This is a genomic window from Vibrio sp. 10N.222.49.C12, assembly GCF_041475025.1.
Taxonomy (GTDB): Bacteria; Pseudomonadota; Gammaproteobacteria; order Enterobacterales; family Vibrionaceae; genus Vibrio; species Vibrio crassostreae_C.
Window position 1 is genome coordinate 19,353 of sequence record NZ_JBFRVF010000021.1, and the last position, 12,295, is coordinate 31,647.

Annotated in this window: 12 protein-coding genes; all 12 read left to right on the plus strand. The window is 44.2% G+C overall.

Annotation, left to right across the window (positions count from 1 at the left end; translation table 11 throughout):
- The first annotated feature begins 37 nt into the window (after positions 1 to 37).
- The 12 genes from frr (at position 38) to rnhB (ending at position 12,254) form a co-directional block, all read left to right on the plus strand.
- On the plus strand, positions 38 to 595 hold the full coding sequence (frr, locus tag AB4583_RS07105; RefSeq protein ID WP_017060741.1) for a ribosome recycling factor: 558 nt from the start codon (positions 38 to 40) through the stop codon (positions 593 to 595).
- Positions 596 to 693: 98 nt separating this feature from the next.
- Entirely contained in the window at positions 694 to 1,446 is a 753-nt protein-coding gene (locus AB4583_RS07110; RefSeq protein WP_017063364.1) for an isoprenyl transferase, read from the plus strand.
- Between the two features lie 15 nt (positions 1,447 to 1,461).
- Positions 1,462 to 2,304 (plus strand): phosphatidate cytidylyltransferase, encoded by an 843-nt coding sequence (locus AB4583_RS07115; RefSeq protein ID WP_048612218.1) that lies wholly within the window; start codon positions 1,462 to 1,464, stop codon positions 2,302 to 2,304.
- A 51-nt stretch (positions 2,305 to 2,355) separates the two neighbouring features.
- Positions 2,356 to 3,564, plus strand: coding sequence for a 1-deoxy-D-xylulose-5-phosphate reductoisomerase (ispC, locus tag AB4583_RS07120; RefSeq protein ID WP_017060737.1), 1,209 nt, complete (start codon positions 2,356 to 2,358; stop codon positions 3,562 to 3,564).
- The gene (rseP, locus tag AB4583_RS07125) at positions 3,561 to 4,919 is read left to right on the plus strand and encodes a sigma E protease regulator RseP (RefSeq protein ID WP_017060736.1); all 1,359 of its coding nucleotides are present in this window, start codon (positions 3,561 to 3,563) and stop codon (positions 4,917 to 4,919) included. The genes ispC and rseP overlap by 4 nt, the downstream gene beginning before the upstream one ends.
- 48 nt (positions 4,920 to 4,967) lie before the next feature.
- The gene (gene bamA / locus AB4583_RS07130; protein WP_017069384.1) at positions 4,968 to 7,373 is read left to right on the plus strand and encodes an outer membrane protein assembly factor BamA; all 2,406 of its coding nucleotides are present in this window, start codon (positions 4,968 to 4,970) and stop codon (positions 7,371 to 7,373) included.
- A gap of 27 nt (positions 7,374 to 7,400) precedes the next feature.
- Positions 7,401 to 7,901, plus strand: a complete 501-nt coding sequence (locus AB4583_RS07135; RefSeq protein ID WP_017069383.1) for an OmpH family outer membrane protein — start codon at positions 7,401 to 7,403, stop codon at positions 7,899 to 7,901.
- A gap of 5 nt (positions 7,902 to 7,906) precedes the next feature.
- Positions 7,907 to 8,938, plus strand: a complete 1,032-nt coding sequence (gene lpxD, locus AB4583_RS07140) for a UDP-3-O-(3-hydroxymyristoyl)glucosamine N-acyltransferase (protein WP_372116915.1) — start codon at positions 7,907 to 7,909, stop codon at positions 8,936 to 8,938.
- Between the two features lie 93 nt (positions 8,939 to 9,031).
- A complete protein-coding gene (gene fabZ, locus AB4583_RS07145; RefSeq protein ID WP_372116917.1) occupies positions 9,032 to 9,484 on the plus strand; it encodes a 3-hydroxyacyl-ACP dehydratase FabZ in 453 nt (150 codons plus the stop codon).
- Between the two features lies 1 nt (position 9,485).
- Entirely contained in the window at positions 9,486 to 10,274 is a 789-nt protein-coding gene (lpxA, locus tag AB4583_RS07150; protein WP_017069381.1) for an acyl-ACP--UDP-N-acetylglucosamine O-acyltransferase, read from the plus strand.
- A gap of 129 nt (positions 10,275 to 10,403) precedes the next feature.
- On the plus strand, positions 10,404 to 11,600 hold the full coding sequence (gene lpxB, locus AB4583_RS07155) for a lipid-A-disaccharide synthase (protein ID WP_017069380.1): 1,197 nt from the start codon (positions 10,404 to 10,406) through the stop codon (positions 11,598 to 11,600).
- A gap of 33 nt (positions 11,601 to 11,633) precedes the next feature.
- Positions 11,634 to 12,254 carry a ribonuclease HII gene (gene rnhB / locus AB4583_RS07160; protein ID WP_017063371.1) on the plus strand — a complete coding sequence of 207 codons (621 nt, stop codon included), beginning with the start codon at positions 11,634 to 11,636 and terminating at the stop codon, positions 12,252 to 12,254.
- Positions 12,255 to 12,295: the final 41 nt, after the last annotated feature.

Here is a 12,295-nt window from a genome sequence, read left to right on the forward strand (position 1 = left end):
AGCTTTCTTGAAGAAAGAACATAATCAAGGTGAAATTGTGATTAACGAAATCAAAAAAGACGCTCAAGAGCGCATGGTAAAAAGTGTTGATGCACTAAAAAACAGCCTGCAAAAGATTCGTACAGGCCGTGCGCACCCGAGCCTACTTTCTGGTCTTACTGTTGAGTACTACGGTGCTCCAACGCCTTTGACTCAAGTAGCTAACGTTATCGCTGAAGATGCACGTACACTAGCTATTACAGTGTTTGATAAAACACTGACTCCTCTAGTTGAAAAAGCAATCCTGACATCTGACCTAGGCCTAAACCCTATGTCTGCTGGTACAGTTATCCGTGTTCCACTTCCACCGCTAACGGAAGAGCGTCGTAAAGACCTAGTTAAAATCGTTCGTGGCGAAGCTGAAGGTGGCCGTGTTGCTATCCGTAACATCCGTCGTGACGCGAATGGCGATCTAAAAGCACTTCTTAAAGATAAAGAAATCTCTGAAGATGAAGATCGTAAAGCACAAGACGAAATTCAAAAGCTAACTGACGCTGCGGTTAAGAACGTAGACGAAGTTCTAGCTGTTAAAGAAAAAGAGTTGATGGAAGTTTAATTTTCCATATTCTTTTCTTTCCGGAAAAACGCTGTACTCACGGTGCAGCGTTTTTTTATGCTACTCTGTTCGACTATTAGAATTTGATTCACTCTTTTATGCATAATTCTCAAGCGTTCACAGACTCTCTTCCTAAACACATTGCTATCATTATGGATGGTAATGGTCGCTGGGCAAAAGCTCAGGGCAAGCCTCGCGTCTTTGGCCATAAAAACGGTGTTCAAGCCGTTCGTAAAACTATCTCTTCTGCAGCCAGACTTGGCATTAAAGCCGTTACTCTTTTTGCATTTAGTAGCGAAAACTGGCGTCGTCCTGAAGAAGAAGTCGGTATCTTGATGGAACTGTTTATTTCAGTGCTGTCGAGTGAAGTTAAAAAGCTTCATAAAAATAATCTACAACTTCGTGTTATTGGTGATAAAAGTCGTTTCAATGATCGACTACAAAAGAAGATAGAAGAAGCGGAAGCTTTGACTAGCACCAATACGGGTATGGTTATTAATATTGCAGCTAACTACGGCGGTAAGTGGGATATTCAGCAAGCAATGACCTCTATTGCTCAACAGGTAAAGTCTGGTGATATTAATGTAGATGACATTGATGAAGCTATGATTACACAGCACCTGACAATGGCAGATATTCCTGAAGTCGATCTACTTATCCGTACCAGTGGCGAATGCCGCATTAGTAATTTTATGCTTTGGCAGTTGGCTTACGCCGAAATGTATTTCACTGAACAATTCTGGCCAGACTTTAATGAAGACAGCTTAGTAGAAGCTGTGACTTGGTTTGTTAACCGTGAGCGTCGTTTTGGATGCACCGGTGAGCAAATTAAAGCTCTGATGGACAGTTAATAAGGATTTTTTGGTTTGAAACAACGAATTATTACGGCGTTGATTTTAGCTCCCCTAGTTATTCTAGGTATTTTCGAGTTATCACTTCCTACATTTATTCTTTCACTAGCGGTAATCTCGCTATTGGGTTTTTGGGAGTGGACTCAGTTTGTTGAAAGCAAATCGCGTTATTTAGCGTTGATTCCAACGGTTGTGGTAAGTGCTGCAAGTTTTGCTTTTATCCCTTTTGATGCATTTAGCCTTAATAACTTGTCTACTGCTCACTACGCCATTCTAACGATTGGCTCGATTTGGTGGGTAATCGCGAGTGGCATGGCGGTGACTTATCCTAAGTCTATGCCTGCATGGAAAGACTCTTCTCTTCTTCGTCACGCCTTTGGTGTGCTGACTCTGCTGCCATTCTTCTGGAGTGTGGTTATCCTGCGTGCTAACGGTATCGATGCTGATCCTTACCACGGTGCTAAACTGGTGATGTTTGTTTGCTTGCTTGTTTGGGCTGCAGATAGCGGCGCATACTTTTCAGGAAAGAGTTTTGGTAAGCGTAAAATGGCACCAGCGGTAAGCCCTAATAAGACGATTGAAGGTCTTATCGGTGGCATTATTACTGCGGTGATCGTGGCTTGGATCTTTGCTGACTTGTTTGACATCCAATTCACAAGCCCACTTCACATGATTGTTATTACCCTTGTGACCGTTGTTATTTCTGTTCTAGGTGACCTTGTTGAAAGCATGTTTAAGCGTGTTTCTGGGGTGAAAGACAGCAGTAATCTGATTCCTGGTCATGGTGGTATACTAGATAGAATAGATAGCTTAACGGCTGCATTCCCTGTCTTTGCTCTGCTTTATTTAGCATTCTAATAAAAAAGGGCAGTGATTCTGCCCTTTATTACATTTCTACGGTCATATGTGATGCGAAATCTAACTATCCTTGGCGCTACCGGCTCAATTGGTGCAAGTACACTAAAAGTCGTTGAGCAAAACCCAGATCTCTATTCAGTGGTTGCACTGGCTGCAGGCTCGAATGTTGAAAAGATGCTGGCGTTAGTTGAAAAGTGGCAACCAAGCTATGTTGCTATGGCTTGCTCTGATGCAGCGTCTCAACTGACTGAAGTGTTGTCCGTGAGTTACCCTAACGTAAAAGTACTTTCAGGCACTGAAGGCATGTGTCAGGTTGCTTCTCTAGAGGAAGTGGACACGGTAATGGCCGCGATTGTTGGTGCCGCTGGTTTACTTCCTACTATGTCTGCGGTTAAAGCGGGCAAGCGTATCTTGCTTGCAAACAAAGAAGCTTTGGTGATGTCTGGGCAGTTGTTTATCGACGCCGTGGAAAAATACGGTGCAGAGCTGCTTCCTGTCGATAGCGAGCATAATGCTATTTTCCAATGCCTTCCGCAGAACGTACAAACTAACCTAGGCCGCTGTAACCTTGAAGAAAACGGCATTAACCATATTCTTCTGACTGGTTCTGGTGGTCCTTTCCGTTATACCGATGTGGCAGAACTCGAATCAGTGACTCCTGAACGCGCAATTGCACACCCTAACTGGTCTATGGGGCCTAAGATCTCTGTCGATTCTGCGACTATGATGAATAAAGGGCTAGAGTACATTGAAGCGAAATGGCTATTTAATGCTTCTCAGGAGCAGTTAAAGGTCATCATTCACCCGCAGTCTGTGATTCACTCGATGGTTCAGTACAAGGATGGCTCTGTGCTTGCTCAAATGGGCGAACCAGATATGGCAACGCCAATCGCTTTGACGATGTCTTACCCTAATCGTACCGAGGCGGGTGTTAAGCCTTTAGACTTTACTAAAGTGGGTGAGCTTACCTTCTTAGAACCAGATTTCAGTCGTTACCCGTGTTTGAGGTTAGCGATTGAAGCGTGCTACTTAGGTCAGCATGCGACAACAGCCATTAATGCAGCAAACGAGATCGCGGTCGATGCTTTCTTGAACAATCAGGTGAAGTTTACCGATATTGCTGTCATTAACGAACACGTTATGAGCAAAGTATGTGAACAACATAACTCTGAGGGTTTAGATAGCTTGGAAAGCCTTCTCGAGCTCGATAATATGTCTCGTCAAATAGCCATTCAATTTATTAAAGAGCAGCTAGCATGAGTGGAATTCTGTGGAACTTCGCATCTTTTATCGTAGCGCTTGGCATTCTGGTTGCTGTTCATGAGTTTGGACACTTCTGGGTCGCTCGTCGTTGTGGTGTGAAAGTTGAAAAATTCTCGATTGGTTTTGGTAAATCAATCTGGAGTAAAGTGGGCCGTGATGGTACTGAATACAGCTTGTCAGTGATTCCACTGGGCGGCTACGTTAAGATGCTCGATGGTCGTGTTGACGATCTTTCTGAAGATCAACAGCAATACGCTTTCGACAAGAAGCCGCTTTGGAAACGAACGGCGATTGTGGGTGCAGGCCCTGCATTCAACTTTATCTTTGCGGTGTTCGCGTATTGGTTAGTATTTTTGATTGGCGTACCCGCGGTTAAGCCCGTGATTGGTGAAGTCACTCCACAATCTATTGCTGCACAAGCCGGAATTGAAACTGGAATGGAACTTAAATCTATTTCAGGAATCAAAACCGCAGATTGGGAATCAGTCAATATGGGGTTGATATCGCACATTGGTGATCAATCCATGACAGTGACGGTTGCTTCTCAAGACGACATCGGCTTTGAGCAACAAATGACATTGGATATTTCAGACTGGTCGTTCAACCCAGAAACTGAATCTGCAATGACAACGCTGGGCTTTAGGCCGTATTCTCCAGAGATATCGACCGTACTGGCTCAAATCATTGATGATGGCGCTGCATACGATGCAGGTCTTGAAGCTGGCGATAAAATTGTTGAGATTAACGGGCAACCTATTGAACAGTGGCAGTCGGTTGTTGAGTTAATTCGTGCTAATCCAATGACATCATTGGACTTGGTCGTATTGCGAAATGGTGCCGAGCAGTCATTGGTTATGACACCAAAAAGTCGAGAGCTTTCTGATGGTTCGACAATCGGCTATGCAGGTATTGCTCCGGAAGTCGCAGAATGGCCAGAAGATTATCGCTTTGAGTTACAATTTGGTGTAATTGAGTCTGTAGGAAAAGCATTTGATAAAACAGGTCAAATCATTGGATTGACACTGACAATGCTTAAGAAGCTCATCGTTGGTGATGTTGGCTTAAACAACTTGAGTGGCCCTATTTCAATCGCTAAAGGTGCAGGTACAACCGCCGATTATGGTCTGGTTTACTTCTTGGGCTTTTTGGCTCTGATTAGTGTTAACTTAGGGATTATTAATTTGGTTCCGCTGCCTATGCTTGATGGCGGACATTTGCTGTTTTTCGCTATTGAGGCCGTTACTCGTAAACCGGTACCTGAGAAAGTTCAGGAAATGGGATACAGAGTGGGAGGGGCAATCCTCTTCTCATTGATGGCTCTGGCAATATTTAACGATTTTACTCGTCTGTGAATGGTTTCTCACAGGCATTGGTAGTAGCAAGGAATAATTAGAATAAGTATGGCGATTAAGCAAATTCTGTTCGCAAGTCTATTGGCCACTAGTGTGGCTGCGAACGGAGCACAAAACTTTGTAGTTCAAGATATCAAGATCGAAGGTTTACAGCGTGTTGCACTTGGTGCAGCTCTACTGAAAATGCCAGTACGTATTGGCGATGAAGTGGATGAAAGCGATGTGTCTGAGATCATTCGTGCATTGTATGCTTCGGGCAACTTTGAGGACGTTAAAGTACTTCGTGATGAAGGTGTATTGATTGTTCAAGTTCAAGAACGACCGACCATCGCAAGCATCTCATTCTCTGGTAATAAAGCGATTAAAGAAGAACAGCTTCAGCAGAACCTAGATGCGTCTGGTGTTCGTGAAGGTGAAGCCCTTGACCGTACTACGCTGAGTAACATTGAAAAAGGCCTTGAAGATTTTTACTACAGTGTTGGTAAGTACAACGCGACAGTAAAAGCGGTTGTGACACCTCTGCCACGTAACCGTTCTGACCTTAAGTTTGTGTTTACTGAGGGCGTATCCGCTAAGATTCAGCAAATCAACTTTATCGGTAATGAAGTCTTCTCTGACTCTGAACTGCTTAGTCGTTTCAATCTGAATGTTGATGTTGCATGGTGGAATTTCCTTGCGGATGAAAAATACCAAAAGCAAGTATTAGCCGGTGATATCGAAGCGCTGAAATCTTACTACCTTGACCGTGGTTACCTTAAGTTTAAGGTTGACTCTACGCAGGTGGCGATCTCTCCAGACAAAAAAGGTGTTTACATCACGCTTGGCCTCGATGAAGGCGAAGCCTACACCGTTAAAGATGTCTCTTTCCGTGGTGAATTAATCGGTCGTGAGGCTGACTTCGAAGCGTTAGTGCCATTCGAAGACGGCGATACGTACAACGGTTCTTCGGTAACGTCTTTGGAAGAGAACGTAAAACGAATTCTTGGTGAATCTGGCTACGCGTACCCACAAGTTCGCACGATTCCTGAATTTGACGATGAGACCAAAGAAGTGTCGTTGGTTATCAATGTAGAAGCGGGCAGCCGTATCTATGTTCGTGATATTCGATTCACGGGTAACAACTCAACGAAAGACGAAGTACTGCGTCGTGAAATGCGTCAAATGGAAGGCAGCTGGCTTAACTCTAAGTCCATTGATACCGGTAAGAGCCGTCTTAACCGTTTAGGTTTCTTTGAAACGGTTGATGTACAAACAGTGCGTGTTCCTGGCAGTGAAGACCAAGTTGATTTGGTTTACAACGTTAAGGAAGCGAACTCAGGCAGTATCAACTTTGGTGTTGGCTACGGTACTGAATCAGGTGTTAGTTTCCAAGTTGGTTTGCAACAAGATAACTTTGCAGGTTCAGGTAACCGTGTTGGCGTAAGTGCCATGATGAATGATTACCAAAAGAACGTGAGCTTAGACTACCGTGACCCATACTGGAACCTTGATGGTGTGAGCTTAGGCGGTAAGATCTTCTACAACGAATTTGAAGCCTCTGAAGCGGGCATCGTCGACTATACCAACCAAAGTTACGGTACCAGCCTAACATGGGGTTTCCCTATGGATGAGCTGAACCGTATCGAGTTTGGTGTGGGCTATACGCACAACAAGATCGGTAACGTACCGACTTATATCCAAGTTGAACAGTTCGCGAGAAGTATCGACCAATACGGTGACGAGCACATCTTAACCGATGACTTCGATATCAATATTTCATGGACGCGTAACAATTTGAACCGTGGTTTCTTCCCAACTGAGGGTAACCACCAACGTGCTTTCGCTAAAATGACGGTACCAGGCTCTGATGCTCAGTACTTCAAAATGCAGTACGATGTAAAACATTACATCCCGCTGACTAAAAAGCATGAGTTCACACTATTGATGCGTGGCCGATTAGGCTATGGTAATGGTTATGGTCAAACAGATGGTAACGATAACTTGTTCCCATTCTACGAGAACTACTACGCAGGTGGTTTTACAACCCTACGTGGCTTTGGTTCTAACTCAGCTGGCCCGAAAGCCGTTTACGGAAGCAGCACAGGTAACAACCCAACCTATGATACCGCTACTGATGATTCAGTAGGTGGTAACGCGGTTGCTTTGGCAAGCTTAGAGTTAATTGTACCAACACCGTTTGCTTCTGATGAAGCGCGTAGCCAGATTCGTACCAGTGTCTTCTTCGACATGGCAAGTGTGTGGGACACAGAGTTCGTAGACCGTGGTGCACCGAATAGTGGTGGCCAGTACTACTACGATTACTCTGATCCAACAAATTACCGTTCATCTTATGGTGCAGCCCTTCAATGGATGTCACCGATGGGCCCACTGGTTTTCTCTCTAGCGAAACCAATTAAAGTTTACGAAGGTGATGATGAGGAATTCTTCACATTCACCATTGGTAGAACTTTCTAATATTTAAAGGACAATATTTTGAAAAATATGATTAAAGCAGCAGGTTTAGGCCTTGTAGTTCTTAGCTCTTCTTTCTTTGCAACAGCTGCTGAAGCTACGCAAAAAGTGGGTTATGTAAACACTGCACAAGTATTCCAGGCTCTACCTCAGCGTGAAGTTGTTCTTCAAAAAATGCAGGAAGAGTTCAAAGACAAAGCAGCTGAGCTACAGAGCATTCAAGCTGAAGCTAAAACGAAGATTGAAAAGCTTAAGCGTGATGGCGAGCTACTAGGTCCTGACGAAGTTGAGAAGCTACGTATCGAAGTAGGCCAACTAGACAGCAAGTACAAAATCAAAGCTCAAGCACTAGAAAAAGCAAGCCAACGTCGTGAAGCACAAGAGAAGCAGAAGCTATTCAAAGTGATTCAAGATGCTGTAACGAAAGTTGCAGAGAAAGAAGGCTACGACATGATCGTTGATATTCAAGCTCTGCAATACGGCAAGCCAGAATACAACATCTCTGAGAAAGTAATTAAAGCACTGAAATAAGTTTTATGAAGAACCTGACTTTAGCCGAATTGGCAACGATTACCGGGGGAGAGCTACACGGAGATGGTACAATTACCGTTTCAGCAGTCGCTCCGATGGATAAAGCGCAAGAAGGTAACATTACGTTCCTTTCTAACGTGAAGTACAGCAAGCACCTAGGTGACTGTAAAGCGTCCGCTATTATGGTTAAAGAGAGTGAGCGTGAACTGTGCAAGACTAACGTGATTGTGGTTAATGACCCTTATGTTGCTTTTGCTAAAGTTGCTCAAGCGCTTGATACTACTCCTGCTCCCGCAGCGGCTATTGCTGATTCTGCTTCAATCTCTAGCGAAGCAACCATTGGACAAAATGTGTCTATTGGCGCGAACGCTGTGATTGAGTCTGGTGTAGTACTTAGTGATGATGTGATCATCGGTGCTGGTTGCTTTATTGGTAAAAATGCAAAAATTGGCGCAGGCACTAAGCTGTGGGCTAACGTAAGTGTTTACCATGAAGTTGTGATTGGTGAAGGATGTCTGATCCAATCAAGTACTGTTATTGGCTCTGATGGCTTTGGCTATGCGAACGAGAAAGGTGAGTGGGTTAAGATCCCGCAAGTGGGTTCTGTTCGCATTGGTAACCGCGTAGAGATCGGTGCGTGTACCACGATCGACCGTGGTGCGTTAGATGACACGGTTATTGAAGACAACGTTATCATCGATAATCAAATGCAAATCGCACACAATGTTCACATCGGATATGGTTCTGCTCTTGCGGGTGGTACTATCATCGCAGGCAGCACGACGATAGGTAAGTACTGTATTATTGGTGGCGGCAGTGTGATTAATGGTCACATTGAAATCGTTGATGGCGTTACAATCACCGGTATGGGGATGGTAATGCGCAGCATCACTGAGAAAGGCATGTACTCTTCAGGTATTCCTTTACAGCCAAATAAAGATTGGCGTAAAACAGCAACGCGTGTTCATCGAATTGATGAAATGAACAAGCGTTTGAAAACCGTTGAAAAACTTATCGAGAAGAGCGCGGAATCATAATTCCAGCATTTCTAATAAAAGGCTCGCGTACAGCGAGTCTTTTTCGTTTATAATCCTTCTAATTAAATAAAGAATATATATAGGAATACGACTTTGACTACTGAACAGACAACGATGAACATTACTGAAATTCAGGAACTATTACCTCATCGCTACCCATTCTTAATGGTTGATCGTGTGACTAGCTTTGAAAAAGAAAAAACACTGACTGCGATTAAGAATGTCTCTGTTAACGAACCTCAGTTCACAGGCCACTTCCCACAACTTCCTGTATTCCCAGGCGTGTTGATCTTAGAAGCAATGGCACAAGCAACAGGCCTTCTAGCATTTAAATCTTTTGGTGCGCCTTCTGGCAACGAGCTTTACTACTTTGCAAGTGTTGATAAAGCAAAATTCCGTAAGCCAGTAGTACCTGGTGACCAACTGGTTATCGAAGTTGAATTCTTAAAAGAACGTCGTGGTATTGCATCGTTCAACGGTGTTGCTAAGGTTGACGACGTAGTTGTATGTTCAGCTGAACTTAAATGTGCTCGTAGAGAGTTTTAATATGATTCATGAAACAGCGAAAATTCACCCGGCAGCAGTAATCGAAGGTGATGTAACTATCGGTGCTAACGTGACGGTTGGGCCTTTCACTTACATTGCTGGTAACGTGACCATTGGAGACGACACTGAAGTGATGTCGCACGTTGTGATCAAAGGTCACACAACCATTGGTAAAGAAAACCGTATCTTCCCACACGCTGTTATCGGTGAAGAAAACCAAGATAAGAAATACGGCGGCGAAGACACAACAGTTGTGATCGGTGATCGCAACGTAATTCGTGAAGCGGTTCAAATCCATCGTGGTACGGTTCAAGACAAAGCAACCACAGTGATTGGTGATGACAACTTACTTTGTGTTAATGCTCACGTAGCGCACGATGTTATTGTTGGTAACCACACTCACATTGGTAACAACGCTATTCTTGGCGGTCATGTAACGGTTGGCGACTACGCTGGTGTTATGGCACTTTCTGCGATTCACCCATTCTGCTCAATTGGTGCTTACGCATACATTGGTGGCTGTTCTGCAGTTGTTCAAGATGTACTGCCGTACGTGCTTGCACAGGGTAACCACGCGGCTCCATTCGGCCTTAACCTAGTAGGCTTGAAGCGTAACGGATTTGAGAAACCTGAAATTCGTGCACTACAGAAAGCGTACAAAGAGCTATACCGTTCAGGTAAAACACTTGAAGAAGCGAAAGCGGCTTTAGTGGAAATGGCAAAAGAGTTTACTTCGGTAGTTCCTATGCTTGAAATGCTAGAGAACTCTGAGCGCGGTATTATTCGTTAATACTCGATGTGGTTATGTACCAATCCGCGTAAGTATGACAATAATTACTTAATCAGATTGGTATAACAAAAAGATCGCTAATCATTAGGCGATCTTTTTTGTTTTAGGCAAGAAGGGAATTGGAAAACTATGGCACAGCAAGAAACAGCAACCAACAGCACGGACTTTGTTTCGAATGAACCACTGCGCGTAGGTATCGTTGTCGGAGAACTCTCTGGTGACACGCTTGGCGAAGGTTTTATCAAAGCAATCAAATCGCAGTACCCGAACGCTGAATTCGTGGGTATTGGCGGACCAAAAATGAAGGCGCTTGGTTGTGAGTCTCTTTTCGAGATGGAAGAGCTGGCTGTCATGGGCTTAGTTGAAGTACTTGGCCGTTTACCTCGCTTATTAAAAGTGAAAGCAGAGCTGGTAAAGTATTTCACTCAAAACCCGCCAGATGTGTTTGTGGGTATCGATGCGCCTGACTTCAACCTAAGACTTGAACTCGATCTTAAGAACGCCGGCATTAAAACGGTTCATTACGTGAGCCCTTCCGTGTGGGCTTGGCGTCCTAAACGTATCTTTAAAATCGACAAAGCAACCGACTTGGTTTTGGCCTTCCTGCCATTTGAGAAAGCGTTTTATGATAAATACAACGTTGCCTGTGAATTTGTTGGTCACACGTTAGCTGATGCTATTCCTTTAGAACCAAGCAAACAAGATGCACGTGAGCTGTTAGGCTTAGATCAAGACAAGCAATGGTTAGCTGTATTGCCGGGTAGTCGTGGTGGTGAGATGGGTTTGATTGCTCAACCATTTATCGAAACTTGCCAACGTATCAAGCAGAAGTATCCGGATATCAATTTTGTTGTTGCGCTCGTTAACGAACAGCGTAAAAAGCAGTTTACTGAAATCTGGCAATCGACCGCACCTGAGCTTGAATTCACGTTAGTCGAAGATACGGCAACCAACGTGATTACCGCCGCTGATTCTGTGCTCTTGGCTTCAGGTACCGTGGCTCTTGAATGTATGTTGCTTAAACGCCCTATGGTGGTTGGTTACAAAGTAAATAAGCTGACGGGTTACATTGTTAAGAAATTGGCGATCACTGAGTTTGTGTCACTGCCGAATATTTTGGCTGGTGAAGAGATCGTGAAAGAGCATATTCTTGAAGAGTGCCACCCAGACTTTTTGTTCCCGTCTGTCGATAAAATGCTATCAGCCGATAACAGTGCCTTGATCGAACGCTTTACCGAGATGCATCACTGGATCCGCAAAGACGCAGACAAACAAGCCGCTAACGCAGTATTGAAATTGATTGACCGACCTTTTGTTGAAGCATAAAGCGCTTATTTACAGAACATTAAGAGATTAGTTATGGCAGTAAAAGAAAAAAAAGAGCTTCCTCCATTTGAATACCCGCAAGGTTACCAGCTGTTTGCTGGCGTGGATGAAGTAGGGCGTGGCCCTTTGGTTGGCGACGTGGTGACCGCTGCGGTTATCCTTGATCCAAACAACCCAATCGAAGGCTTGAACGACTCAAAGAAATTATCTGAGAAAAAGCGTCTTGCGCTGCTTCCAGAAATCAAAGAGAAAGCTTTAGCGTGGTCGGTTGGTCGTTGCTCTCCACAAGAAATTGATGAGTTGAATATTCTGCAAGCGACGATGGTAGCTATGCAGCGCGCTATCGCAGGTTTGAGCGTTCAACCTGATATGGCGTTGATAGATGGAAACCGTGTCCCAGAACTGCCGATGGATGGTCTTGCGATTGTGAAGGGTGACTTGCGAGTGGCTGAAATCAGTGCGGCGTCTATTATCGCAAAAGTCGTTCGTGACCAAGAGATGGAAGATCTTGATAAACTTCATCCAGAGTTTGGTTTTGCTAAGCATAAAGGTTACCCGACCAAAGCGCATTTCGAAGCGATTGAAAAACATGGTGTAACCGAGCATTACCGAAAGAGCTTTAAGCCAGTAAAACGTATTCTTGGCATAGACTAGAGCTTTACGTTAACTAGAGCTTGGCATCAAATAAAGTTGCT